At 45.0% G+C, this 25,108-nt stretch carries 35 protein-coding genes; 29 read left to right on the forward strand and 6 right to left on the reverse strand.

The window, feature by feature from the left end; translation table 11 throughout:
• The first annotated feature begins 23 nt into the window (after positions 1-23).
• Together NYE49_RS06770 and NYE49_RS06775 are read left to right on the forward strand one after the other, a co-directional pair.
• Positions 24-1,466: a tagaturonate reductase gene (locus NYE49_RS06770; protein WP_047182476.1), complete on the forward strand. Its 1,443-nt coding sequence runs from the start codon at positions 24-26 to the stop codon at positions 1,464-1,466.
• A complete protein-coding gene (locus NYE49_RS06775; protein ID WP_047182477.1) occupies positions 1,463-2,956 on the forward strand; it encodes an altronate dehydratase family protein in 1,494 nt (497 codons plus the stop codon). Before NYE49_RS06770 ends, NYE49_RS06775 begins: the two co-directional genes overlap by 4 nt.
• A 38-nt stretch (positions 2,957-2,994) precedes the next feature.
• Here the strand turns inward: NYE49_RS06775 and NYE49_RS06780 are convergent, their stop codons facing one another.
• Both NYE49_RS06780 and NYE49_RS06785 read right to left on the reverse strand, forming a co-directional pair.
• Positions 2,995-3,759, reverse strand: a complete 765-nt coding sequence (locus NYE49_RS06780; RefSeq protein WP_014476525.1) for a sulfite exporter TauE/SafE family protein — start codon at positions 3,757-3,759, stop codon at positions 2,995-2,997.
• 225 nt (positions 3,760-3,984) lie between these two features.
• Complete coding sequence (locus NYE49_RS06785; RefSeq protein ID WP_047182478.1) at positions 3,985-4,449, reverse strand: DinB family protein; 465 nt, start codon at positions 4,447-4,449, stop codon at positions 3,985-3,987.
• Positions 4,450-4,597: 148 nt separating this feature from the next.
• On the opposite strand from NYE49_RS06785, the gene yjoB reads away from it, so the two are divergent.
• The 3 genes from yjoB to phrA all read left to right on the forward strand — a co-directional run bounded on the left by yjoB (position 4,598) and on the right by phrA (position 7,274).
• A complete protein-coding gene (gene yjoB, locus NYE49_RS06790; protein WP_015383418.1) occupies positions 4,598-5,869 on the forward strand; it encodes an ATPase YjoB in 1,272 nt (423 codons plus the stop codon).
• Positions 5,870-6,013: 144 nt separating this feature from the next.
• Complete coding sequence (gene rapA, locus NYE49_RS06795; protein ID WP_080030661.1) at positions 6,014-7,150, forward strand: response regulator aspartate phosphatase RapA; 1,137 nt, start codon at positions 6,014-6,016, stop codon at positions 7,148-7,150.
• Positions 7,140-7,274 carry a phosphatase RapA inhibitor PhrA gene (gene phrA, locus NYE49_RS06800; protein WP_003245487.1) on the forward strand — a complete coding sequence of 45 codons (135 nt, stop codon included), beginning with the start codon at positions 7,140-7,142 and terminating at the stop codon, positions 7,272-7,274. The genes rapA and phrA overlap by 11 nt, the downstream gene beginning before the upstream one ends.
• 29 nt (positions 7,275-7,303) lie before the next feature.
• Here phrA and NYE49_RS06805 read toward each other — a convergent pair whose 3' ends face one another.
• A complete protein-coding gene (locus NYE49_RS06805) occupies positions 7,304-7,561 on the reverse strand; it encodes a YciI family protein (RefSeq protein ID WP_003232731.1) in 258 nt (85 codons plus the stop codon).
• A gap of 119 nt (positions 7,562-7,680) precedes the next feature.
• On the opposite strand from NYE49_RS06805, the gene NYE49_RS06810 reads away from it, so the two are divergent.
• Positions 7,681-8,634 carry an N-acetylmuramoyl-L-alanine amidase gene (locus NYE49_RS06810; RefSeq protein WP_015483118.1) on the forward strand — a complete coding sequence of 318 codons (954 nt, stop codon included), beginning with the start codon at positions 7,681-7,683 and terminating at the stop codon, positions 8,632-8,634.
• Positions 8,635-8,672: 38 nt separating this feature from the next.
• Here NYE49_RS06810 and NYE49_RS06815 read toward each other — a convergent pair whose 3' ends face one another.
• Positions 8,673-9,050: a PH domain-containing protein gene (locus NYE49_RS06815; protein ID WP_047182479.1), complete on the reverse strand. Its 378-nt coding sequence runs from the start codon at positions 9,048-9,050 to the stop codon at positions 8,673-8,675.
• A 104-nt stretch (positions 9,051-9,154) separates the two neighbouring features.
• Here NYE49_RS06815 and NYE49_RS06820 point away from each other — a divergent pair, with 104 nt between their 5' ends.
• Both NYE49_RS06820 and NYE49_RS06825 read left to right on the forward strand, forming a co-directional pair.
• Entirely contained in the window at positions 9,155-9,757 is a 603-nt protein-coding gene (locus NYE49_RS06820; RefSeq protein WP_015252289.1) for a poly-gamma-glutamate hydrolase family protein, read from the forward strand.
• A gap of 76 nt (positions 9,758-9,833) precedes the next feature.
• Positions 9,834-10,670 (forward strand): manganese catalase family protein, encoded by an 837-nt coding sequence (locus NYE49_RS06825; RefSeq protein ID WP_003245071.1) that lies wholly within the window; start codon positions 9,834-9,836, stop codon positions 10,668-10,670.
• 43 nt (positions 10,671-10,713) lie between these two features.
• Here the strand turns inward: NYE49_RS06825 and NYE49_RS06830 are convergent, their stop codons facing one another.
• Positions 10,714-11,310: an ImmA/IrrE family metallo-endopeptidase gene (locus NYE49_RS06830; protein ID WP_015483120.1), complete on the reverse strand. Its 597-nt coding sequence runs from the start codon at positions 11,308-11,310 to the stop codon at positions 10,714-10,716.
• Between the two features lie 162 nt (positions 11,311-11,472).
• The gene (gene xre / locus NYE49_RS06835; protein WP_003232719.1) at positions 11,473-11,814 is read right to left on the reverse strand and encodes an HTH-type transcriptional regulator Xre; all 342 of its coding nucleotides are present in this window, start codon (positions 11,812-11,814) and stop codon (positions 11,473-11,475) included.
• A gap of 178 nt (positions 11,815-11,992) precedes the next feature.
• Between xre and NYE49_RS06840 the strand changes: the two genes are divergently transcribed.
• The 21 genes from NYE49_RS06840 (at position 11,993) to NYE49_RS06940 (ending at position 25,107) form a co-directional block, all read left to right on the forward strand.
• On the forward strand, positions 11,993-12,157 hold the full coding sequence (locus NYE49_RS06840) for a hypothetical protein (RefSeq protein WP_047182480.1): 165 nt from the start codon (positions 11,993-11,995) through the stop codon (positions 12,155-12,157).
• Between the two features lies 1 nt (position 12,158).
• A complete protein-coding gene (locus NYE49_RS06845) occupies positions 12,159-12,995 on the forward strand; it encodes a phage portal protein (RefSeq protein WP_047182481.1) in 837 nt (278 codons plus the stop codon).
• The gene (locus tag NYE49_RS06850; RefSeq protein ID WP_080030662.1) at positions 12,895-13,695 is read left to right on the forward strand and encodes an ATP-binding protein; all 801 of its coding nucleotides are present in this window, start codon (positions 12,895-12,897) and stop codon (positions 13,693-13,695) included. The genes NYE49_RS06845 and NYE49_RS06850 overlap by 101 nt, the downstream gene beginning before the upstream one ends.
• Positions 13,695-13,862 (forward strand): hypothetical protein, encoded by a 168-nt coding sequence (locus NYE49_RS06855; protein ID WP_015383425.1) that lies wholly within the window; start codon positions 13,695-13,697, stop codon positions 13,860-13,862. The genes NYE49_RS06850 and NYE49_RS06855 overlap by 1 nt, the downstream gene beginning before the upstream one ends.
• Positions 13,863-13,946: 84 nt before the next feature.
• On the forward strand, positions 13,947-14,297 hold the full coding sequence (xkdD, locus tag NYE49_RS06860; protein WP_015383426.1) for a phage-like element PBSX protein XkdD: 351 nt from the start codon (positions 13,947-13,949) through the stop codon (positions 14,295-14,297).
• On the forward strand, positions 14,294-14,500 hold the full coding sequence (gene xtrA / locus NYE49_RS06865; protein WP_047182482.1) for a phage-like element PBSX protein XtrA: 207 nt from the start codon (positions 14,294-14,296) through the stop codon (positions 14,498-14,500). The genes xkdD and xtrA overlap by 4 nt, the downstream gene beginning before the upstream one ends.
• A 115-nt stretch (positions 14,501-14,615) precedes the next feature.
• Positions 14,616-15,125, forward strand: coding sequence for a sigma-70 family RNA polymerase sigma factor (locus NYE49_RS06870; RefSeq protein WP_095010683.1), 510 nt, complete (start codon positions 14,616-14,618; stop codon positions 15,123-15,125).
• Positions 15,126-15,242: 117 nt separating this feature from the next.
• Positions 15,243-16,040: a phage terminase small subunit gene (xtmA, locus tag NYE49_RS06875; protein ID WP_049140762.1), complete on the forward strand. Its 798-nt coding sequence runs from the start codon at positions 15,243-15,245 to the stop codon at positions 16,038-16,040.
• Complete coding sequence (locus NYE49_RS06880; protein ID WP_342410978.1) at positions 16,037-17,338, forward strand: PBSX family phage terminase large subunit; 1,302 nt, start codon at positions 16,037-16,039, stop codon at positions 17,336-17,338. The genes xtmA and NYE49_RS06880 overlap by 4 nt, the downstream gene beginning before the upstream one ends.
• 3 nt (positions 17,339-17,341) lie before the next feature.
• Positions 17,342-18,829, forward strand: coding sequence for a phage portal protein (locus NYE49_RS06885; RefSeq protein ID WP_047182485.1), 1,488 nt, complete (start codon positions 17,342-17,344; stop codon positions 18,827-18,829).
• Positions 18,830-18,848: 19 nt separating this feature from the next.
• Positions 18,849-19,676 (forward strand): XkdF-like putative serine protease domain-containing protein, encoded by an 828-nt coding sequence (locus NYE49_RS06890; protein WP_047182486.1) that lies wholly within the window; start codon positions 18,849-18,851, stop codon positions 19,674-19,676.
• Between the two features lie 25 nt (positions 19,677-19,701).
• A complete protein-coding gene (locus tag NYE49_RS06895) occupies positions 19,702-20,637 on the forward strand; it encodes a phage major capsid protein (protein ID WP_003232690.1) in 936 nt (311 codons plus the stop codon).
• A 21-nt stretch (positions 20,638-20,658) separates the two neighbouring features.
• The gene (locus NYE49_RS06900; protein ID WP_021479474.1) at positions 20,659-21,042 is read left to right on the forward strand and encodes a DUF3199 family protein; all 384 of its coding nucleotides are present in this window, start codon (positions 20,659-20,661) and stop codon (positions 21,040-21,042) included.
• Positions 21,039-21,395 (forward strand): YqbH/XkdH family protein, encoded by a 357-nt coding sequence (locus NYE49_RS06905; protein WP_003232682.1) that lies wholly within the window; start codon positions 21,039-21,041, stop codon positions 21,393-21,395. The genes NYE49_RS06900 and NYE49_RS06905 overlap by 4 nt, the downstream gene beginning before the upstream one ends.
• Positions 21,392-21,877 carry an HK97 gp10 family phage protein gene (locus NYE49_RS06910; protein WP_047182487.1) on the forward strand — a complete coding sequence of 162 codons (486 nt, stop codon included), beginning with the start codon at positions 21,392-21,394 and terminating at the stop codon, positions 21,875-21,877. Before NYE49_RS06905 ends, NYE49_RS06910 begins: the two co-directional genes overlap by 4 nt.
• A 12-nt stretch (positions 21,878-21,889) precedes the next feature.
• Positions 21,890-22,330, forward strand: a complete 441-nt coding sequence (locus NYE49_RS06915; RefSeq protein ID WP_015483126.1) for a hypothetical protein — start codon at positions 21,890-21,892, stop codon at positions 22,328-22,330.
• Positions 22,331-22,333: 3 nt separating this feature from the next.
• Complete coding sequence (locus NYE49_RS06920) at positions 22,334-22,549, forward strand: hypothetical protein (RefSeq protein WP_015383435.1); 216 nt, start codon at positions 22,334-22,336, stop codon at positions 22,547-22,549.
• The gene (locus NYE49_RS06925; RefSeq protein WP_342410979.1) at positions 22,546-23,946 is read left to right on the forward strand and encodes a phage tail sheath family protein; all 1,401 of its coding nucleotides are present in this window, start codon (positions 22,546-22,548) and stop codon (positions 23,944-23,946) included. The genes NYE49_RS06920 and NYE49_RS06925 overlap by 4 nt, the downstream gene beginning before the upstream one ends.
• A 1-nt stretch (position 23,947) precedes the next feature.
• Positions 23,948-24,391 carry a phage tail tube protein gene (locus tag NYE49_RS06930; protein WP_003232677.1) on the forward strand — a complete coding sequence of 148 codons (444 nt, stop codon included), beginning with the start codon at positions 23,948-23,950 and terminating at the stop codon, positions 24,389-24,391.
• Positions 24,392-24,481: 90 nt separating this feature from the next.
• The gene (locus NYE49_RS06935) at positions 24,482-24,928 is read left to right on the forward strand and encodes a phage-like element PBSX protein XkdN (protein ID WP_003232676.1); all 447 of its coding nucleotides are present in this window, start codon (positions 24,482-24,484) and stop codon (positions 24,926-24,928) included.
• Positions 24,929-24,957: 29 nt separating this feature from the next.
• A complete protein-coding gene (locus NYE49_RS06940; protein ID WP_003239113.1) occupies positions 24,958-25,107 on the forward strand; it encodes a hypothetical protein in 150 nt (49 codons plus the stop codon).
• Position 25,108: the final 1 nt, after the last annotated feature.

Genomic DNA, 25,108 nt, shown 5'->3' on the forward strand with positions numbered 1-25,108 from the left:
ATAAAAAGAGGGAGGCAATAAGGATGCAGAAACTGAATAAAAATGTGTACGATCACTATACTCGGTATCCAGAAAAAATTCTCCAATTCGGAGAAGGAAACTTTCTTCGGGGATTTGTTGATTGGCAGATTGATCAATTGAATCAACACGCTAATTTTAATGGGAGCGTGGCAGTTGTCCAGCCAAGAGGCTCAGAAAAAATCAAACGATTAAATCAGCAAGATGGATTATATACGCTTTTTTTACAAGGAATGAAAGACGGAGAAGCGGTAAACGAGCATATGATTATCAACTCAATCAGCCGGGGAATTGACCTGTTTTCTGATTATGAAGCATACAAAGAATTGGCATCAAGCGAAAGGCTTCGGTTTATTATCTCCAACACCACTGAGGCTGGGATTGTATGTGATGAAAAAGATCGTTTAGAGGATAGGCCGCAAAAAACATTCCCTGGGAAATTAACTGCATTTCTCTACTTCCGCTATCAGGCTTTTAAAGGAGATCAGACAAAAGGGTGTGTCCTAATCCCATGTGAACTGATTGAGAACAACGGCGAAAAGCTGAAGGAAACGGTTCTTCATTATGCAGGTCTGTGGAAGCTGGAGGAAGGATTTACACAGTGGATTCATGAGGCCAATACATTTTGTAATAGTTTAGTAGACCGGATTGTTCCGGGTTTTCCCGTCGACAGCATTGATGAGATCACGGCGGATCTTGGCTATCAGGATGATTTGATAGTTGTGGGAGAGCAATATTATTTATGGGTTATCGAGGGGCCTGATTGGATTGGAAAAGAACTTCCCTTTGCGGCTGCAGGGCTCCATACAAAGATCGTCAGCGACCTCACCCCATACCGGACTAAAAAAGTAAGAATTTTAAATGGCGCTCATACAGCAATGACGCCAGTGGCTTTATTATACGGCTTAAAAACTGTTAGGGATGCTGTCGAGCATCCGGAAGTTGGGCGATTTATAAGAGAGCTGATTGACGACGAAATTCTTCCTGTTTTAAAAATGGAAGGTCTTTCTCAGTATGCTGACGATGTGCTGAACCGTTTTAAAAACCCGTATATTAAGCATTACCTGGAAAGCATTGCATTGAACGCCATTTCCAAATTCAAAACGAGAAACCTGCCGACTCTTAAGGAATATGCTGAACAAAAGGGACAGCTTCCAGAACGCTTGGTGTTTTCTTTCAGCGCTCTTCTGTATTTTTATCATAATAATGAGACATTGCAGGATGATCCGGCAGTGCTTCAATTTTTCAAAGAGGTTTGGTGTCAGGAGGAGGGCGACATGCTTCGGATTGCATCAAGAGTGTTAGGCGAACAGCGGCTGTGGGGGGCAGATCTCAATGAGATACCGAGGCTGACTGATAGAGTCGCTGTTTACTTGAATCATATTCATGAGCTGGGCATGCAGCGGGCTCTTGAACAATACTGCATACAAGGGGGAGAGGTACGTTGAAGTCGTTTATAAAGATTCATAAGCAAGATAATGTCCTTCTTGCTCTGCGGGATATCCAAAAGGGAGAGAGGCTGCATGCGGACGGCGTGTCGATTGAAGTAAAGGATGATATAAAAAGAGGCCATAAGATTGCATTGCAGTCTATCAAAGAAAACGACAGCATCATTAAATACGGGTTTCCAATCGGTCATGCATCACAAGATATCTCGATCGGAGAGCATATTCATGTCCATAATACGAAAACAAACCTGTCTGATATCCAATCATACAGCTATACACCGAGATTTGATGAAAATCCGTATTCTAATGAGAACCGGACGTTTAAAGGTTTTAGAAGAGAAAACGGAGATGCGGGTGTACGGAATGAATTGTGGATTGTCCCAACTGTCGGCTGTGTCAATGGAATAGCAGAAAAAATACTGCAGCGTTTTGTCAGAGAAACAGGGGATATTGCTCCATTTGATAACGTACTGGTGTTAAAGCATCAATACGGATGCTCGCAGCTTGGCGATGATCATGAAAATACGAAGCAGATCCTGCTGAATGCCATTCGCCATCCAAATGCCGGCGGCGTCTTGGTGTTAGGGCTTGGCTGTGAAAACAATGAGCTGGCAAGAATGAAGGAAGCACTGCAAGATGTGAACTTGAAGCGGGTGAAGTTTCTGGAATCCCAGTCGGTGACCGACGAAATGGAGGCAGGCGTTGCTTTGCTGATGGAAATTCATGAAGCGGCCAAAGGAGATAAGAGAGAAGACATTCCGCTGTCTGAACTGAAGATCGGGCTGAAATGCGGAGGTTCGGACGGTTTTTCCGGCATAACCGCAAACCCGCTGCTTGGACGTTTTTCAGATTATCTCATTGCACAGGGAGGGAGTACTGTGCTGACGGAAGTACCGGAAATGTTCGGCGCAGAAACCATCCTGATGCAGCGGGCTGCCAATGAAGAAGTGTTTCATAAGATAGTCCAATTAATCAATGATTTTAAACAATATTTTATCAAACATGATCAGCCGGTGTACGAAAATCCTTCACCGGGCAACAAAGCGGGCGGCATTTCTACACTTGAGGATAAATCGCTGGGCTGTACGCAAAAAGCGGGGAGTTCTCCTGTCACGGATGTCTTGAAATACGGGGAAGTGCTCAAGACAAGAGGGCTGACGCTTTTGAGCGCGCCAGGCAATGATTTGATCGCCTCCTCCGCATTGGCGGCTGCCGGCTGCCAAATTGTCCTCTTTACAACGGGAAGAGGCACGCCGTTTGGCACCTTTGTCCCGACGGTGAAAGTAGCGACAAACACCGAGCTGTATGAGGCGAAGCCGCATTGGATTGATTTTAACGCAGGCCTTTTAGCAGAGGATGATGTTCATGAGGAATATGTGCTGCGTGAGTTTATCCACTATATGATTGAGGTGGCAAGCGGCCAGCTTGTGAACCATGAAAAAAATGATTTCAGAGAACTCGCCATTTTTAAATCGGGTGTGACGCTATAATAAGAAAAGGCTATCCTTCAAGCGGATAGCCTTCTTCATTAAATCAATTTTAAACCGCTGACTAAAATAATGGACGCCATAATAAATTGCAGTGGACGCGGGGAGAATCGAGGCGAAAGATGGCTTCCGATCAGCACGCCGGGAATTGAACCAATGAGCAGATTAGCTGCCAGCATGTAATCCACGCTTCCGAAGCTTGCGTTCAAAATGCCTGCTGCCGTAACAAGAAGAAATGCATGCGCGATATCGGTTCCGACAATCTGTGACGCTTTCATGTTAAATAAGTAAATCATGGCAATTGCAAATAATGAGCCGGAACCGATTGATGTTAATCCGACGATAAACCCAAACACAACACCAATAAGAATTGTCAGAGCCCTCTTATTTTCAAGCGGCATCAGCTGCCAGCGGTTGGGACGAAGTTTTCTATCCAAAAACAAACGAACGATGATTGAAATGGCAACCAGCGTTAACACATATCCTAGAGCGTGCTTAATAATTTCTTCCTGATGCTGGTGAAAGGCGGGGAACAAATGCAATATGCCAATGGCTAGCGAAGCACTCGGAATACTGCCGATGGCTAAGTATTTTACCAATTTAAAGTTAATCGTTTTCTGCCGCCAATGGGAGGCAACGCCAAACAGCTTTGTGATCGAGTTATATACAAGATCTGTACCGACCGCGATGGAAGGATTAATTCCAAGCACAATTAAAAGGGGAGTTAATAAGGCCGCTCCACCCACTCCCGTCAATCCGACTAAGGCTCCGACAAACAAACCCATCAATATGATGCTTACACTCATGATAAAGGCCTCCTGAAAACCCGACTATTTTTATCAGATTATATATGATTAGGACGCGTTAATCAATTAAATTTTTTGAATTTTTGCACGTTAGCTGCTTGAAATTTTGGTATGCTCAATATCTCTATTCATTTGCCCTATAATGAGTGTCTGGACGAAATCGAGAAGTACTAAAGGCGCAAAAAAAAAGATACCTCTTAACAGGTATCTTTTTTCTTGTTTACGCTACATGCGCTGCTGATAGAAAGGAAGCTCAGTGTGGCCCATTTCCCGCACATACACGAACAGGTTGCCTTTATGGTGAATTTCATGCTCCATTGCAAGCTGAAGCAGCGCGCGGCCTGTGACTTTTCTGCCGAAAGCGGATGTCAGATCAATTTCTCTGTTCAGCTGCTCTTCAGTCAGCTGTTCAAGGATAGCGACCGTTTTTTCTGTATATGTTTTTGCCAGAACATTGAGATCTGTTTCTGTTTCTTCCTGCTTGTTTTGAAATGGTGAGGCATTGCCTTCCTTAATGACATTTGCGAACAAGTGGAAAGACGTAAGAATGTGTTTGACCAGCTCTTCTGCTGACATTGATGTTTCTGCCGGTTTGTAGCTGTAATGGTCTTTGCTGATTTTTTCGGCAAGCTCATTGGTCACGTTTCGATGGGATAAAAAATGGCTGACAATTTGATTGGATTGGCTCATTATGATCTCCTCCATATGTAAAAATAAATGGTGCAATGAAATCCTATATCAACGGTTATGAATTCACAAGTAATATGCTGTGGGATGAAACAAAATGCTATGTCAATCGTATATATAACGTTCACAATACATGAAATGGAGTATAAACATGACTAACATACCTTTCATTTATCAGTACGAAGAAAAAGAGAATGAAAGAGCTGCGGCGGGCTACGGCACTTTCGGTTACCTTATCACACGGATTGAAGAAACGCTTTATGATCAATACGGTGTATTCTATGAGCTCTATGCCAGTGATGATCCAAATACGGAATACTGGGAGCTTCTTGTAGAAGATGTCCGCAGCGGTTCATTGGAGCCTGAGCATGTGGCATATATATTTGAAAAGCTTGAAAAGAAAACCTTTGCTTACGATGAAGATGAGAAAGAACCGGATTATACCGTCCATAAGTCTATAAGAAACAGTGTATACGCGTATCCTGAAAAGGGAGTTGCTTTTGCCAGAATTCCATATTTTCAAGATGGGAGCATTATGAGTTTTGATTGTCTGTTTGCGGTTAACGATGAAAAGATGCGTGCATTTCTGGAGGGAGTCAGACCGCGTCTTTGGGAAAAAAGCAAGCGGAAAGTGACCGTGTTTACGGATGGAGATGGAGGGATTTCAAGAGAGCAGGAAGCCATTGTCAGAGAGGTTCAGCGGAGTCAAGTCATCATGAATCCGCTATTGAAAAAAGAGATATACAGATCAATTGATCAGTTTTTTCATAGTGATAAATCGTTTTATCAAACATATGACATCCCTTACAAGCGCGGCATTCTGTTATATGGACCTCCTGGAAACGGAAAGACGACGTTAGTGAAGTCGATCGCAGGCAGTATCGATGCACCTGTTGCTTATTGGCAAATTACTGAATTTACGTCGAGCGAGACAATAGAAGAAGTCTTTCAGGCAGCGAGACGCCTCGCTCCTGCAGTTCTGGTCATCGAGGATATAGATTCGATGCCGGAAGATGTGCGGTCCTTTTTTCTCAATACGCTGGACGGCGCGACATCAAAAGAGGGGCTATTTCTCATCGGTACGACAAACTATCCCGAAGAGATCGATCCAGGTTTGATGAATCGTGCAGGGCGATTTGACCGTGCCTATGAAATCGGGCTTCCGGATGAAGAGTTGCGGCTGGAATATATGAAAATGAGAGGCTTTGGCATCTTTTTGAGTGAAGGAGAAATAAAAAACGCCGCAAAACTTACAGAAGGCTTTTCCTTTGCACAGCTGGGAGAATTATATGTATCTTCAGCCCTTCAATGGCACCAAGAAGGGAATCACCATATTGAAACCATGGTGAAAGACATGACAGGAGAGCAAAGAAAAAGCCAGCGGGGAAGCTGGATGGAAAGAAACAAAGTCGGTTTTCACTAAAAGAAAGCACGGGTGTTTGAAAAACCCGTGCTTTTTTGTTGCGGTTAGCCGAAATTCGACAATTGCGGTTATTTTGCGTTCTTCTTTTTCTTGTAAATATGATAAAATATGACATATCTCGGGTAATTCAAAAGGGGGGATTAATTGAGGATGAAGCAGACGATTCCGTCCTCTTATGTCGGGCTTAAAATTAATGAATGGTATACTCATATCCGGCAGTTCCACGTCGCTGAAGCCGAACGGGTCAAGCTCGAAGTAGAAAGAGAAATTGAGGATATGGAAGAAGACCAAGATTTGCTGCTGTATTATTCTTTAATGGAGTTCAGGCATCGTGTCATGCTGGATTACATTAAGCCTTTTGGAGAGGACACGTCGCAGCTAGAGTTTTCAGAATTATTAGAAGACATCGAAGGGAATCAGTACAAGCTGACAGGGCTTCTCGATTATTACTTTAACTTTTTTCGAGGAATGTATGAATTTAAGCAGAAGATGTTTGTCAGTGCCATGATGTATTATAAACGGGCAGAAAAGAATCTTGCTCTCGTCTCGGATGATATTGAGAAAGCCGAGTTTGCTTTTAAAATGGCCGAGATTTTTTACAATTTAAAACAAACCTATGTTTCGATGAGCTACGCCGTTCAGGCATTAGAAACATACCAAATGTATGAAACGTACACCGTCCGCAGAATCCAATGTGAATTCGTTATTGCAGGTAATTATGATGATATGCAGTATCCAGAAAGAGCATTGCCCCACTTAGAACTGGCTTTAGATCTTGCAAAGAAAGAAGGCAATCCCCGCCTGATCAGTTCCGCCCTATATAATCTCGGAAACTGCTATGAGAAAATGGGTGAACTGCAAAAGGCAGCCGAATACTTTGAGAAATCTGTTTCTATTTGCAAGTCGGAAAAGTTCGATAATCTTCCGCATTCTATCTACTCTTTAACACAAGTTCTGTATAAACAAAAAAATGACGCCGAAGCGCAAAAAAAGTATCGTGAAGGATTGGAAATCGCCCGTCAATACAGTGATGAATTATTTGTGGAGCTTTTTCAATTTTTACATGCGTTATACGGAAAAAACATAGACACAGAATCAGTCTCACACACCTTTCAATTTCTTGAAGAACATATGCTGTATCCTTATATTGAAGAGCTGGCGCATGATGCTGCCCAATTCTATATAGAAAACGGACAGCCCGAAAAAGCACTTTCATTTTATGAGAAAATGGTGCACGCACAAAAACAAATCCAGAGAGGAGATTGTTTATATGAAATCTAAATGGATGTCAGGTTTGTTGCTCGTTGCGGTCGGGTTCAGCTTTACTCAGGTGATGGTTCATGCAGGTGAAACAGCAAACACAGAAGGGAAAACATTTCATATTGCGGCACGCAATCAAACATGATGCATAAAAAAGACCCTTAGGGGTCTTTTTTATTTCTTCAGCTTCCATTCTTTTATCGTCAGCTCAGAAGATCCACTTGCCACCAGCGGATCCGCATGCCCGATTTCCGCTGCCTCTTCCAGTGAATCTGCTTCGATGACATACGCTCCGCCTGTGGCGTCGCTGAATGGCCCAAACATTTTTAAACGTTTTTCTGCCTGTAAACGATCCAGAAATTCATAGTGCCCAGCCACATGCTCCTGATTAAATTTCTCCGTTCTCATTGTCAGCATTAAATATGTATACATATTCAGACCCTCCGTGAACTTCAATTTAACACATTTATCCATATTACGGTGATAGATATATGAGCTTTTCGTCCTACGAATGCCACCTATTTATGAAAAAAGAAAAGGAGAGATGATAGGTGAGCATTCCGGTAAAGAAAAATTTGGTTTCTGAGGCGAAATACGCGTTGAAGTGTCCTAATGCGATGTCCGCTGAATACATTACCATTCACAACACGGCAAACGATGCGTCAGCGGCAAATGAAATCAGCTATATGATCGGGAACACAAGCTCGACAAGCTTTCATTTTGCAGTCGATGATAAAGAGGTGATTCAAGGTCTGCCGCTTAACCGAAACGCCTGGCACACAGGTGACGGCACAAACGGTCCGGGAAACCGCAAATCAATCGGCGTTGAGATTTGCTACAGCAAATCGGGAGGCCCGAAGTATGAGGCAGCTGAAGCCTTGGCGATTTCATTTGTTGCACAGCTGTTGAAGGAGCGCGGCTGGGGCATCGATCGGGTGAGAAAACATCAGGACTGGAGCGGAAAGTATTGCCCGCACCGCATTTTATCAGAGGGGCGCTGGGATCAAGTGAAGGCGGCGATTGAAAAGGAATTAAACGGTGGCGTATCAGCGAAAAAAGCTGCAGTCTCTTCTTCGGCGTCTGAATATCATGTAAAAAAAGGCGACACACTGTCAGGGATTGCCGCATCACACGGGGTCAGTGTGAAAACGCTGCAAAGCATAAATCATATCTTTGACCCGAACCACATCAAAATCGGACAGGTGATCAAACTGCCTCAGACGGCATCTGCTTCTAAAAGCCATGCCGCATCCTCATATCCGCTCCCATCCGGCGTGATCAAAGTGACAAGCCCGCTGACGAAAGGGACAAAAGTAAAGCAGGTGCAGACCGCTTTAGCCGCTCTTTATTTTTATCCTGATAAAGGAGCGAAAAATCACGGCGTTGACGGCGTTTATGGCCCGAAAACAGCAAATGCAGTGAAACGTTTTCAGTCTGTCAGCGGTTTAACGGCTGATGGGATTTACGGTCCGAAAACGAAAGCGAAGCTGGAGGAAAAGCTGTAATAAAAAGACGGAAGCTGTAAAGCTTCCGTCTTTTCACCTTACATACAAACTGCGGCAAGCACCTTTTGAATATCATAAATGCTTTCATCTTTTTTAAACTGCTTTGAGACGGCGGGAAGTTCCGCGCCGGAGATCCAAATTTTCAGCTCTGAATCAAGATCAAAGCGGCCGGCGGTTTCCACGCTGAATCTGGAAATGCTTTTGTACGGAATCGATTGAAATTCCGTTTTCTTGCCTGTGATTCCCTGTTTATCTACAAGGATAAGCCGCTTGTCAGTAAAGACAATCAAATCGCGAACCAGCTTAAACGCGGCTTCAACATTCTCACTCTCCAGCAAAATATGGGCAAGCTCTTCTTTCACAGCAGCCGTTGAAAGTGTTGACGCATTGCCGAGTAATCCATCAATAAACCCCATCATATACCTCCTCTGCGTATTCTATCAAATCATACTATAAAAAAGGTTTTCATTCATAGATGAGTAGAGTAAACTGGTGCTGACTGGTAAAGGGGGCGTTCAAAATGGAAGATATGTATGACAGCTTTGCGGCCCTTTCTGCTTCTGAGTCGGAGTACCGGATTATTTATGAGGAGAAAAACGGAAGTGAGCTTATCGTCCTCGGTCCTCACGGCGGCAGAATTGAGCCTGGCGTCAGTGAACTGGTGCGGGCATTTTCTGATCGATGTTCCATCTATTTGTTTGAGGGTCTAAAGCAGCGAAACAACCGTTCCTTGCATCTCACTAGCATTCGTTTTGATGAGCCGCTGGCTTTAGAAAAAGTGAATGACCACCATTACGCATTAGCGTTTCACGGGTATTATGATCCGAAAATCCCGCATACATTGGTCGGCGGGGCGGATCGTAAAAAAGCCAAGCTCATTTGTGAGCGTCTGAATGAAGCGGGTTTTAGCGCCGAGCTCACTAATGAGAAAGACCGCCTGGCAGGTGTACACCCAAACAATATTGTCAATCGGACGAAAAGAGAAATGGGACTGCAATTGGAGGTAAGCACGGCGCAGCGAAACGCGCTATTCCGCAATTTTGGGTGCCGTGATAAAAGCTACATACAAAACGATTTGTTTGATCGATATGTGGAAGCCGTCAAGCTTGGCTTTTATAAATAAAACTAGACGGGACCTGCACGGTGGGCCTATTCCTTCATACGCTGGGGTTGTGCGAAAGTGTGGGGAGGAATGATTCATGTTTTATCATATAAAAGAGCTTCAATATCAAGCAAAGCCAGCTCATCCCGATCCGGTTTATGCGAAAAAACTTCAAGAGGTGCTCGGCGGCCAATTCGGTGAAATTAGCGTCATGATGCAGTATTTGTTTCAAGGGTTTAACTGCAGGGCGGATGCTAAGTATAAAGATTTGTTATATGATGTGGGGACCGAAGAGATTGGGCACGTAGAAATGCTGGCAACGATGATTTCCAGGCTTCTGGACAATGCACCCGCGGATGTACAGGAGGATGCTTATAAAAGCAATCCCGCTATCGCAGCAGTCATGTCAGGGATGAATCCTCAGCACGCGATTGTGTCCGGATTGGGGGCGATGGCATCAGATAGTGAGGGCTATCCGTGGAATGCAAAATACATTATCTCAAGCGGAAACCTGCTGGCCGATTTTCGCGCTAACTTAAATGCGGAGGCCCAAGGACGCCTTCAGGTGACACGGCTTTATGCCATGACCGATGATCCAGGGGTAAGAGATATGCTGTCATTTTTGATTGCAAGGGATACCTATCATCAAAATATGTGGTACGCGGCCATTAAAGAGCTGGAGGAAAGAGAACGGGATATTGTCGTCCCGACGACGTTTCCGCGTGAGCTCGAAAAGCAGGAAGTCTCCTATGACCTGTTTAACTTTTCCAGGGGGGATGAAAGCTCACAAGGAAGATGGGCACATGGGGAAGCCTTTGACGGCCGGGGTGAATTCAGGTATATCCCGGCTCCGATTGCGTTCGCATCTGCGCCTCATCTTAAACCGGCGCCCATGTGGCTGCATAATACAGTTCCCCCAATGTCGAAATGTTAGGTTCTCTTCTGGGCTGAGGAATATATCCTTAGCCCGTATTTGATCAGATGTTTTTGCCAATATGATATAACGCTTTTTCCTCAGCAACATGCAAGTGCTGCTGATCGCCTTCCTCGTACGCATGTGGCCGCTTGTGGGATAATAAATAAGCGAGCCGCTTCTGAAATTGAATACCTGCTTTACGCCGTTCAAACATGTCAAGCCTTTTATCAGCAAATTCCTTTGTTACCCGGAATACCGCCGAAATTGTGGCGAGTGCCTGGCTTCTCCATTGCGGCAGTTCCATCTGCAACAGCATAAAGGTTGGCACACAGAAGTGGTACATAAATTGATTTGCCTGAAATTCCTGAAGCTCTCTGAAGAGCTTGTTCATCTGAAAATGATTGCCTGCATGCTTTAACACGTGGCACAGCTCATGGCCAAAATCCTCCCATTGCTCTTCCCGTGACTTTTTTTGGTTCAATACGATACTGTACATGCCGTCGTATTTCACCATCATGCTCCCCATATCCTCAAAATGCACCCAAATATCCAGATCCTTTGCGATTTTCAGCATGTCAATGTGATGAGGGGATGTGATGCCCAGCCGGCCGTATAAATTTTTAACGTATTCCTCCAGATGTGATAAGTAATCGCCCAATTGAATACTCCCTTTCGAACGTTTGTTCTGTTTTTAGCGAGAAAGAAAAGCCCGTATAGGACTGGAAAGTAGTGTAGAAATCTTTCCCTTTTCTTTAAAAAATAAACACTTTTTTCTTTATATCGGTCTACTTTTTATATGTTTTAGAGAACAGAGAACGATTTATTTATTTTTCGGTTTGCGGTTTTTCTCTTTTTCTTTTAAATAGTTGATAAATTCGATGGCCTGCTGTTTGCTTTCTGGGGAAAAATCCTGCATATCGCGGTATGCAAGCTGCAGGTCCGGATCTGAGAACATATCGTCATCGGATTTTTTGTCTTTTCCCGTTAATAAGTAATCAGTCGTTACTTGAAAGTAATCAGCCAGCTTTTGGAGTGTGTCGTAATCAGGTTCGCTTCGCCCGTTTTCATAGTGGGAATATCGTGCCCGTGACACACCGATGTGTGATGCGATTTCTTCCTGTGTCCTTTTCCCTCTGAGACTCTTCAATCTGCCGCCTATCATACTATGACCTCTCTTTTTTAAACTCCCTAAGTTACTTATGATTATAGATACAATATGTATCAAAATAAAGTTATGATAAAAAAAGTATCAAAAATAACTTGATGATACAGTTCGTATCGTTTATACTTGGTAACATCCGATACAAAATGTATCAAAAAAAGATCAGGAGAGTGATCACATGTATCCGATCCAAATCGTTTTTAGTGAAAATCCCATAGATCAGCGCCATCTCGTACAATCCGGCGGCACCATTTCGTTTACCGCTTGCGGACTTCCGGTGTTTCACTTTGAAACGCAGGAACAGTTTCAAGCATACATGATGTTAAAAGGAGAAGCGGCGTAAAATGAAAAACGATAAAAGCTATCCTTTTCCGACGTATTCAGGGTTACTGAATTCAGAACATTATGACAAAATCGGCCCGGCGCTATGGCTGTTTCTCTGGTTTATCAGCTCAACAACAAAAGAAATCGAAAAAGACGGCGTAAGCTGGGGCATCGTCCTTGGCCATAAGCCGTTAAAAGCGAGAGAAATGGCGGCAGTCTTCGGCGTAAGTGAAAAAACCGTCAGAAGATGGCTGGAGCTTCTCGAAAACCATGATTACATAAAGGCCGTCCGTGCGCCATACGGACTGATGATTTCGGTAAAGCATTCCAAAAAATTCAGCTTCAGATCGGACAATACTGTACACGGGAGTCTAAAAGAACGGCCATTTTCGCCGCAGACACCGGACACAAACGACCGTACAGATATAGATAAAACAAACAAATATACTGCTGCTGATGATGCAGTGGATCACATTGCGAAGCGGTTTACACAATTACGGTCGGCTCAAGAAGGACGCACCGTGTATCCTTCCTCAAGAGATTATCAAGCCATCGCCCGCATTGTTGCCATCGGCGTTCCTGTCACGCAAACAATCAAATGGCTTGAAGAATGCTTTCAGGCTTTTGAAAACCGGCGGACCGCCGCTTCTGAAACAATCAAGGCTTTTCGCTACTGCTCGAAATTCATTGAAGATCGATTTTTCGCGCAGCAAGCCAAAAAGAATGCCGCAATTCAGAATGAGAGGATGAAAAAACATGACAAAACGAACAATCGAACAGATTTTGGACGAGCTGAGAAGAGGGAGACGTCCATTACTGGTGGACAAACCGGCCGAATCAGACGTAAGCAGGTATGATTGCCTACGCTGCAAGGATCAGGGAGGTTATCTCGTCAGGCAGAATGGCCTGGAAGTTTGGACGATGTGCAGCTGCATGGCAGAACGGAAAGTGAAGCGGCTGCTGGGTGCAAGTGAGATTACCCATGCTTTCAGACAGCTGGGCTTCAAGGAATTCCGCACGGAGGGAAAGCCGCAGGCCATAAAAGACGCATTTGAGTGTACAAAAGAGTATGTTGCCGATTATGAACAAATCAAGGATTGCCGAAAAAACAGCATTGCTCTTTTAGGACAGCCTGGATCAGGGAAAACACACCTTTTGACTGCCGCTGCCAACGAATTAATGAGAACATGCTATGTGCCTGTCATTTATTTTCCGTTCGTGGAAGGCTTTACTGATCTGAAAAATGATTTTGCCCTATTAGAAGCGAAGCTGAACCGGATGAAGCAGGCGGATGTGCTGTTCATTGATGATCTGTTTAAACCGGTTAACGGCAAACCCCGCGCTACAGATTGGCAATTAGAGCAAATGTATTCGGTACTCAATTATCGCTACTTAAATCATAAACCGATTTTGCTTTCGAGCGAGCTGACAATTGAAGCACTTGTACGGGTCGATGAAGCGCTCGGCACGAGAATCTATGAGATGTGCAGTGACTATTTAGTGATTATCAAAGGAGCAGCCTACGAGCTTAACCATAGATTGGAGGGCATCAGATAATGTGCAAGCTTTGTCAAACAAAGAAAGTCATTGTGGAACATACCGGTATTGGAGTCGTTTTTCATCCATGTCCGAACTGCCGGTCCGGCACTGATTTAACGCCTGTCATTCAAAAGCTGGAGCAAATGCTGACAGCGGGAAAAGCGAGGCTGAATGTCTATGATTAAACAGCTGACTGCACTAATCGCTTTGCTGTTTCGGGCAAAGCGAACAGAAAAAAACATTGAACAATGGTATAAGGACGACGGGAAGTGAAAGTGTTGGCAAAGACAAAACAGGCAGAGAAAAGCCCTGCGCCGTGGCGTGCTGTCCCGTGCGGGGATACGAAACCGATCTATATTTATTCAGCTTACAGTGAAGAAGAAAAAGAAAGATTCCCATATTCAAACGGACGGCTGATTGCCGCTGTATTTGACCTCAGCTCTTATTCGCAAAAAAGCAATGCCGCTTTGATGGCCGCTGCGCCTGAATTGCTGGAAGCGTCTAAAGCAGCACTTGATTTTCTGAAGGGAAATTCTGTTCATTCAAAGGAGCGCATCATTCAGCTATTAGAAAAAGCCGAAGCAAGCGCTGCACCGAAAAAGGGAGGAAAAGAAACATGATTCATCCTAAAAAACTGCTACATATCGATTCCATCACGCTTAAGAGCCAGCTGGAGGAAGGGAAAATCCGTGTCATTATTGTGGATGGCATCAAGCAAGAAGCATGGGTTACAGAAGCGCCCGAGCATGGAAAAACGCTCGTCGAAACAAGAAAGGGCGATCTTGCCCGTGTGGAATTTGAAATCGGCTACAAATTAAATTAAAGCGAAAACAGAATACGTCCAAGACGGAAAGCCTGCGGACACTGATCAACTGCACAGCATTTGTGCGTTGATTGGTGTCCGTTTTTTATTTGCCGAAAATAAGGAGGATCATAGAATGCAAGACTTACTATTTGAATATAAACGAACGCTCAAACAAACAAGAATGCAATATAAACCGTTCGCTGAGGCAGATGAATCCGTACTCTCAGCTGAAGAGCTGAAGGATAAAAAAATCATCAGAAATATGATTACTGATCTTGAATATGTAACAGAATGGCTCGAAAAAGGAAGGCAGCCCGGCATCAGACGGGCGATTGACCGGCGTGATGCCTACCAGCGGCTGATGATCAAAGACCCGAGAATCATCGAATCATTTTCCAGCGCTATGATGTTTGAGCCGGACGGACAGGTATCAGAAGAAGACAGAGAGAAAATTCGAGAAGCATTAGCCCTGTTAACGGACAGAGAAAAGGAAATGTTTTTGCTGCATAAGGTAGAATGTTTTTCTTATGAACGGATCGCCGATCTTCTCGGCGTGAAAAAATCGACAGTGCAAACGACGATTAAACGGGCGAGTTTAAAGATGCAAAGACAGCAGGAAGAAATGAATCGATCACTTGCCTGAAAGCTTGTCATACGTTTGCCACCTATAAGTGAATAGAGCATGACACATAAGCGGCTGGCATGATCAGCCGCTTTTATGAATAAACAACCATGCTGGAGGTGGCGGTGATGCCGTAGCATGAAAACACAACAGCGCGAACAAGCATTAGCAATCTATCAACAACATCAAGGAAAGATCACAAATCGGGCGATTGCGGACACAATCGGTGTTTCCGCGAAAACAATCGGCATCTGGAAAAAACAAGACAAATGGAAAGAGGTCCTGTTTTCTGCGTCCAAAAACGAACAAAAACAGCGCCCTATAGACAACGATGAATTAAATGAACGCCAGCGGCTGTTTTGCCTGTATTACGTCAAAAGCTTCAATGCCACACAGTCAGCAATCAAAGCGGGCTATTCTCCGGACAGCGCTCATGTGACGGGCAGCCGGCTCTTAAAAAACGAAAAGGTCGCTGCTGAAATCAGACGCATAAAAAAAGAAATGGTCAATGAGATGTTTATTGAAGCGATGGATGTGCTGCAGGTTTATATCAAGATCGCGTTTGCGGATATTACGGACTATGTGACCTTTGGAAAAAAAGAGGTCCAGGCTGTCGGGAAATCGGGTCCGCTGTTTGATGAAGATGATAACCCGATTATGAAGGAAATCAGCTTTGTCGATGTCAAAGACTCGGGGCTCGTTGACGGCACAATTGTAACGGAAGCAAAGCTTGGCAAAGAAGGCATTGCCATCAAGCTTGCAGATAAAATGAAGGCGCTTGAGAAGCTGTCCTTATATTTTGATTTGTTTCCAGATCAATTTAAACAAAAAATTGAAAATGAGAAATTGAAGCTTGCCAAACAAAAAGCGGAGAAAACAGATGACAGCCAGGAGCCGATTGAAATTATGATCAAACGAAAAGAGGGCAAGTCATGATTGTAAAAGAAATCAATCCTCATTTCGAAGATTACGTGTTCAATTGGGAGCAGACGTACCAATTTCTCGTCGGCGGCTACGGCTCCTCCAAAAGCTATCATACCGCATTGAAAATCGTGCTAAAGCTGCTGAAGGAAAAACGGACGGCCCTTGTGATCCGGGAGGTGTTCGATACCCATCGGGATTCGACCTTCGCCTTGTTTCAAGAGGTGATCGAAGAGCTCGGTCTCACAAAGGCTGTGGCATCTCTTTCTTCCCCGCTGCAGCTGCGATTTCACAATGGCAGCCGGATCATGTTCAAAGGAATGGACAATCCGGCAAAATTAAAATCGGTTCATAACATTTCATTAATATGGATTGAAGAGTGCTCAGAGGTGAAGTATGAGGGGTTCAAGGAATTAATCGGACGTCTTCGCCATCCTGAGCTGAAGCTTCATATGATCTGTACCACCAATCCCGTCGGCACCTCCAATTGGACGTATAGGCATTTTTTTCGGGATGAACGCAAGAAACGGTTTGTGCTGGATGACAGCGAACTTTACGAAAAGCGGACAATTGTGAAGGGAGATACGTATTACCATCATTCCACCGCTAACGACAATCTTTTTCTCCCGGAAAGCTATGTGAAACAGCTTGACGGACTCAAAGAGTATGATCCCGACCTGTACCGGATTGCCCGCAAAGGACGATTCGGCGTCAACGGGATCAGGGTGCTGCCGCAGTTCGAGGTACTCCCGCATGATCAAGTGAAAAAATGTATCGCAGCCATTAGCAAGCCAATCTTTCGTACAGGCATGGATTTTGGATTCGAGGAATCCTATAATGCCGTCGTCCGGCTTGCTGTAGATCCTGAAAAAAAATACCTCTACATTTATTGGGAGTATTATCAAAACAAAATGACAGATGACAGGACGGCTGAGGAGCTGCGTGAGTTTATTGAGACACAGGAATTGATCAAAGCCGACTCGGCTGAGCCGAAAAGCATTCAATATTTCCGCCAGCAGGGCTTTCGGATGGTTGGAGCCAGAAAGTTTCCCGGCTCCAGGCTTCAATATACCAAAAAGGTAAAACGGTTCAAAAAAATCTTCTGTTCGGACCGCTGTGAAAATGTCATCTATGAGCTCAAGACACTTACGTATGCCAAAGATAAAAACGGAGCTCTGATGGAGGATGAATTCACGATTGACCCGCATACGCTTTCTGCCATTTGGTATGCGCTTGATGATTATGAGGTTGCTGATTTGAAAGAGACAGCACACAAACGAATCCGGCCAAACCGAGAAAGGAGGAGGTCATAAATCATGCACAATCAAACAGTCAGAGCAACTGTATTTAAAGCCAATGCCGCGGCTCCTCAGACAAAGCAAATCTATGAAGATGACTTTTCTGAGCTGTACGGAGAGGACATTATCGCTCCGCCCTACAATATCATCGAGCTCAAAACCATTGCCGAATACTCGACCATTCTTCAGCAATGCATTGATGCGTATAGAGTGAATATTACAGGATTTGGATTCGATGTTGAGTACACATTTGATGTCAACGCAAGTGATGTCGATCAGGCAAAAAAGAAAAGAGCGGAAAAAGACTGGGCCAGACTCGAAGCCTTTTATAAATGTCTTCACTTTGATGAATCAGCTGAAATGATTTTAGGCTATGCCATCGAAGACAGAGAAAAAACAGGCAACGGATTTATGGAAGTGCTTCGTGACGGGGCGGGAAAACCTGCAGGCATCGAATATTTAGATGTGAAATATATGCGCGTATGCGGAGCAGGCGAGCCTGTAGAGGTCTCATTTGTATATGAAGAAAACGGGAAAATGAAAAGGATCAAAAGGCAAAGACGCTTCCGAAAATATGTGCAGATGATCAATGGAAAGAAAGTATTTTTTAAAGAATACGGCGATCCGCGAAAAATGGATATGCGTACAGGTGAATATGTAAACACATTGGCAGAGAAGTATCAAGCAAATGAAGCCATTCACCTCAAAATTGGAAGCGGCGTATACGGTGTACCCCGCTGGATCGGCAATATTGTCAATTTATACGGAGCCCGAAAAGCAGAAGAGCTCAATTTTATGTATTTTAAGCAGGGGCGTCACGTCCCCGCTGCGATTACAGTGGAAAACGGGATGCTGTCTGAAGCTTCTTACCGGGAGCTGCAGGAATACATGAATGATCTTGAAGGCGTGGAAAACGCCCATAAATTTCTCCTGATCGAAGCGGAAGGAATCGCAAAAGAAAAGGATCTCCACGGAGGCGAGGATATTACGCCGGTTTCCGTGGAAATCAAATCCTTGGCGGAAATTCTCCAAAACGACGCCTTGTTTCTTGAATACGATGAAAAAAGCAGAAATAAGCTGCGTTCAGCGTTCCGTCTCCCGCCGCTGTATACAGGCGAGGCCCAGGAATACAACCGGGCGACAGCTGATACTGCTAGAAAAATTACGGAGGAGCAGGTCTTTCAGCCGGAGCGAAAAACGCTCGTGAATAAACTGAACACACTGCTTTTGCCGGAGCTGAATATCCATGACGTCAGGCTGACATTAAAAGGACCGGACTTTCGTGATCCGCTTGAGATTGCGAAGGTGCTCGGTCCTTTTATTACAGCAGGAGCGGTCTCGCCGAATGATTTACGCGACCTTGCCGGACGGGTGCTTGGCAAAACACTGGAGGAGTGGCCGGAGGACATTTATAAACGGCCTGCAGGACAGGATGCGGAAAAGACAAACCTGACTGCGCTCATGCAGGAGTTGAAAGAAAGCATCGAAGACATCAAAACGTCCTGAAGGGAGGTGAATCAAGCAGGTGGCGCGAGAATTAAGAAATGCCAAAATCAGCTTTGTCAGTTATGTGGACAAGGCGGCTAACCAGACAGAATTTTTCTTTACGAAGTCAGCCGAACCTCCGTCATTTGAAAAAAAGGTTCGGCTGTTTACAAAAAGTGAGCAGGATGAACAAAAGCTCGTGTACGGAATCGTGTATGAGCCTGATGTTCCTGATGCCCACGGCGATTTTATGACCGCCGATGAAATTGAAAAAGCGGCGCACGGTTTTCTCGCGGAGGCACGGGAGATTGATATCAATCACAGCTTTGAGGGTGGAACCGGCGTCGTGGTCGAGTCCTATGTGGCGCCCGATGATTTTATGATCGGGTCAAAGCGGATTACAAAGGGCTCATGGGTGCTCGTAACAAGAGCGTCTGACGAGGTATGGGAACAGATTAAGGCTGGAATTATCACCGGCTACAGCATGGCGGGCACTGCAGATGTGTATGAAGAAGAACCGGTCGAAAAAGCAGGGTTCTTCAGTGTATTCAAGCAAATGCTTGCTGACAAAACAGGGAAGGAGACTGAAGAAATGAGAAAAGAAGACATGAGAGAATCATTCGAGCATGCGCTTTACCCTCTGCTCAAACGGCTTGAGCGGATTGAAAAAAACACAGACACGGAGGAAAAGCCGGAGCAGACGGGGGATGACGAGCGTCTGAAAAAGCTCGTTGAAGACATGCTTGCCCCGCTGATCGAACGCATCGAGGCTTTGGAAAAAGCGCGAGGCGCGTCTAAGCAGACATCGGACGATACGGGCGGCAATACAGAGCAAGTCAAAAAATCAATCTGGAGCGGACTGCTGTAAAACCAGTCAAGGAGGAGGAAATCAATTGAGAAATCAAGAGATCATTCGGAAAGCGGAAATGTCGCTTTCTGCTTTAAAAAGCGGCGGGCTTATGAACCCTGCGCAAGCATCGGCTTTTATCCGCATGGTGCAAAACACGCCGACCATTTTCAGTGAATCCCGCGTCATTCAAATGGAAAATGACTCGCAAAAATTTGAGAAAATCGGCTTCGGCCAGCGTATTCTGCGGGCTGCGCAAGAAGGAAAAGCACTGTCAAACGACGAGCTGACAGTTCCAACGACAAGCACGGTCCAGCTGAACACGAAGGAAGTCATTGCGGAAATTAACATTACGTATGACACACTTGAAAACAATATTGAAAAAGACGGCCTGCAGCAGACAATCATGCAAATTTTAGCAGAGCGCGCAGCCGTTGATATTGAAGAGCTGATCGTTAACGGCGATACAGCATCAGCTGATCCGTATCTGGCACAGCTGGACGGCATCCGTAAACAGGCAGTTTCCCATATCGTTGACATGAACGGTGAAGAACTGTCCAGAGCGACATTCAAGAAAGGCTTAAAGGCAGTTCCGCCGAAATATTTGCGCATCCCTCAGGAATTCAGATTCTATACGTCTCACGGCTTAGAAGTTGAATGGAAGGACCGCGTGGCAGACCGCCAGACAAACCTTGGGGACCAGGCTGTTCAGGGCGGCTTGTCAACAGCATTCGGCGTACCGGTCAAAGGGGTATCCAATATTCAGCCGTACACAGTCGGTGAGGGAGACGCGCAATATGACGCTTCTGATATCATTCTCACACATCCGAAAAATATCATTCTCGGCTTCTCCCGCAATATCCGAATTGAAGTCGACAAAGACATCCGCTCCCGTAAATTCATTATTGTCTTAACGGCCAAGCTGGACAGCAAGTTCGAGGAAGAGGATGCCTGCGCGAAATTAATTAACGTAAAAGAATAATAGAAACGAGGTGGTCAGCTCATGCTCATTGAACCGACTGACGTAGCCTCCTATTCGGTCTATGATCGGGTGAAAAACAGGCCGGAAGAGCTGCTGGCGCAGGATATCATCGAGGCGGAAGCAGAAGCGGCTCTCATCACGGGCCACCGCTTTGAAGACAGCTTGTATGATCCGCTGCCCGGTAAGGTGAAGTTGGCTTTAGTAAAGCTTGCCCAGTATTTTGCGCTTGTCAACAGCGATGAATCTGCCTCATCAAGCTATCAGTCTGAGAAAATGGGGGATTATTCCTACACGGTTTCCGGAGAAGGCGGGATTCAGCGGCCTGAGGTGTATCATTTGCTCGAAGAGTTTATCAAGCCGGGCTACGTCCCTGAATCCTCCAGACTGAAGGTGAGATCTTTATGAGCTACAAGCAGATGCTCATTCACCGTTGCGATATTTATCATGAAGCAGCGCAAGCGCCGTCTGCAGGCCGATTTGGGATTCCGGCAGACAGGCTGCAGCCGGTGATTTCATATCCGGATACACCCGATGAACAAGATGTCCCTTGTTATTTTACCGAAAAAACGCAGCAGCTGATTCAGGAGAAGCCGGATCAAACTGTATATCATAGCTTTCTTGTCCATTTTCCGTTGTCAGCGGACATCCGCGTGAACGATAAAATCATTTGGGAGAATCATAAATATATACTAAAGCTGCCGAAAAGGATCAGACATCATCATTGGGAGGTCGTCGCAGTCAGGGATGAAAGCCTATGAAAATAGCGGGATTGAAACAGCTGAACACGGCATTAAAAGAAGCGGCTTCAGGCGGTTTTTCCAGACAGGCGTCCCGGTGGCTTGAGGAGTGCGGCCAAGATTTTCTGGAGATCGTCCAATCTGAATTCATCAGCACACAAACGATTGATACAGAAAAACTGCTCAGTTCCTTTGAGAAAGGCGCAGAGGACAATCTCTGGATTGTGCAAAGCGGCGGGCTTTCGCTTGAGGTGGGGACACAGCTTGATTACGCCTCATTTCTTAATGACGGCCATTGGACGTCAAAACAAGATGTGAGATGGGTGCCGGGGCGTTTTCAAGGCTCACGGTTTATTTATGATCCAGCGGCTTCAACGGGAATGGCGCTCAAGAGAAAATGGATACCGGGCACGGGCTACTGGGATCATGCACTGCTTTTATATGAACAGCTGTTTGAAAAATCGCTGGAAAGCAAACTGCGCCAGTGGCTGAAGAAGCTGTAAAGGAGGAGCAGGATGAACAGTGAAACAGGATCGATCATGGCGTTTTTGTACAGCCGGTGGTCTGTTCCCATTTATGAACGCGAGCTTCCTGATCGCTTTCAGGTGCCGTCGTTATACGTCCCGCCACCATCTGTTTTCGAGGAAACAGATACGGTTTCCACATTTAAAAAAACCTACAGTCTCAATGTAAAACTGTTTCATCTGGACTCCGTTCAGGCGCTGGATGAAGCGGACAGGCTCGCGGATGCCATCAGAGAAGCGAGAAATATGATTCCGCTGCTGAGTGAATCCGGCGAGAAGACGGGGGATATGGTTCGCATCTCCCAAATCGAGACAAGGGTAGGAGACAGAGGCGAGGCGGCCATGGTGATCAGGTGGAGCAGCCGATATTATTATCACAAAACAGAACAGCCTGTCTTACAGGATATCGACATGAACAGCGGGGTGAAATAAACGGTGAAGGACAAACAACAGAAGAAGGCTGTACATACAAAGAGCCGGGAAGCTCTATTTGATACAGCGGATTTGATTAAGCACGCGAAGGAACTGTTCGGCGTTAAGCCGGATATTCTTCAGGGGGCTTTATTTGGCGTGGATCAACCACGTATGACGAAATCAGAAGCCAACCAATTGATTCAAACATTTCTAACCAAGGAGGTCATGTCATCATGAATGGCGGAACATTTACAACAGGCAAAGAAAAAGAACGTGCAGGCATTTATTTTAACTTTAAAACGACGGCACAGGAGCGGGTATCACTCAGTGAACGGGGAACAGTCGCACTTCCGGTCGCATCAAGCTGGGGCGAAGCGAAAACGTTCGTCTCCATTTCCAGCGTTGAAGACCTAAACAAAAAAGTGGGCCTCAGCATTGATGACCCGTCTTTATTGCTGCTGCGTGAAGCGAAGAAAAATGCGAAAACGGTATTGATGTACCGACTAACCGAAGGTGTCCGAGCGTCTGCTGATATTGCTGAAGGCGTCAAAGCAACTGCAGTATATGGCGGAACAAAAGGAAATGACATTATCATCCGCATCAATCAAAATGTGCTGGATGCTAATTCTTTCGATGTGACAACATATATGGACGAATCAGAGGTTGATAAACAGACTGTCAAAAAGGCTGAAGAATTAACAGCTAACGGCTATGTCACTTTTACCGGAACAGGCGATCTTTCTTCAACGATTCCTCTCACTGGATCAGAAGGAGACACTGCAGCTGAGACGCTGAATGCATCCGCGGGCATCCGTTTATCCGGCGGTACGGATAAAGCCCCTGTCAACTCCGACTATACAGATTTCTTAGCCGCGGCTGAAACGGAGAGCTTTGATGTGATTGCGCTGCCTGTTGCAGAAGGTGACCAGTTGAAGGCGACGTTTGCTGCTTTCATTAAACGCCTGCGCGACGGCCAAGGACAAAAAGTGCAAGGCGTCACAGCCAATTATGCCGGTGATTATGAAGGCATCATCAACGTAACTGAGGGTGTGCTGCTTGAAGATGGCACGGAAGTTACACCGGACAAAGCAACAGCTTGGGTAGCCGGAGCGAGTGCAGGAGCAACCTTTAACCAATCACTTACATTTGTAGAGTACGAAGGCGCAGTTGATGTGTTACACCGCCTTGACCACGATACGATTGTTGAACGTTTGGGTAAAGGTGAATTTTTATTTACATTCGACGCCCGCGATAAATCCGTCAGCGTAGAAAAGGACATTAACTCACTCGTGACGTTCACAGCTGAGAAAAACAAGAAATTTGCAAAGAACAAAATCGTTCGTGTCCTGGATGCTGTGAATAATGATTTAACACGCGAGCTGAAAGCCTTAATTAAATCAAGAAAAGGCACCGGAAGCGATATCCCGGCATCTGAAGACGGACTGCAGTATGTAAAAACGATGATCACGCAATACATGACAACGCTTCAGGATGCAGGCGGCATCACTGGCTTTGATTCCGATGAAGATATCACAATTTCAATGAATGAAGATCGTGACGGCTTCTTGATTGACCTGGCTGTTCAGCCTGTCGACGCAGCAGAAAAATTCTACTTTAATGTGGAGGTAAACTAATATGGCATTAAAAGCACAAAACACAATCTCAGGAAAAGAAGGCCGCTTATTTCTCGATGGTGAGGAAATGGCGCACATCAAAACATTCGAAGCAAACGTTGAGAAAAACAAATCTGAAGTCAACATTATGGGCCGCCGCATGACAGGCCATAAGACAACAGGGGCAAATGGAACAGGGACCGCAACGTTCTATAAAGTTACATCAAAATTCGTGCTATTGATGATGGACTATGTCAAAAAAGGCAGCGACCCTTATTTCACGCTCCAAGCTGTGCTGGATGATCAATCCTCCGGCCGGGGCACAGAGCGAGTCACGCTGTACGACGTCAACTTTGACTCTGCCAAAATTGCAAGCCTTGATGTCGATTCAGAAGCGTTAGAGGAAGAAGTTCCATTTACATTCGAAGACTTCGACGTCCCTGAAAAGCTATCTGACACGTTTTAATCAAAGCTGAATCAGCCCATACGCAGACCTTTCTCAGAAAGGTCTGTTTTTTAAAGATGAAACCAAACAATAGACAAGGGAGTTTTTTACATGAGCGAGAAGAACGAAAACGTATATGATCTTTCCTTTTTTATGCCGGGAAAAACAATTGAAGCTGAGGAAATCAAAGTGCCGATCTCAAAGCGTTTTGTTGATAAAAAAGGGAATGTCATTCCGTTTATTTTAAAACCAATTACTACTGAACGTATTGATGAATTAGAGAAAGAAAACACCACATTTAAAAATGTGAAAGGCCGCGGCCGTGTCAAAGATTTAGACTCTCAGCGCTTTTATGCGAGAATTGCCATCGAATCTACTATTTATCCTGATTTTCGTTCAAAAGATTTAAGGGAAGCATACAAAACTGCGGATCCGGTAGAAGTTGCCAAACGTGTATTATCTGTTGGGGGAGAGTATGCGAACTGGCTGAATAAAGCAATTGAAATCAATGGTTTTGAAGATGATCTTGAAGATCTAGAAGAAGAAGCAAAAAACTAGTAAAGGATGGCGATAAGGAAGCTGTGTATTTGTACTATGCAATGCATGAGCTTCATTACTCGCCATCCCAACTTCTTGAATTATATGAAGCACCAAAACATTTTAAAGCTCTTTTATTTGGGTTGATAGGTTATAAGCTAGATCTATTAGAAAAAGAATCAAGGAGAGGAGGGAACTAAT

The sequence above is a fragment of the Bacillus sp. FSL L8-0358 genome (genome assembly GCF_038593095.1).
Taxonomy (GTDB): Bacteria; Bacillota; Bacilli; order Bacillales; family Bacillaceae; genus Bacillus; species Bacillus subtilis.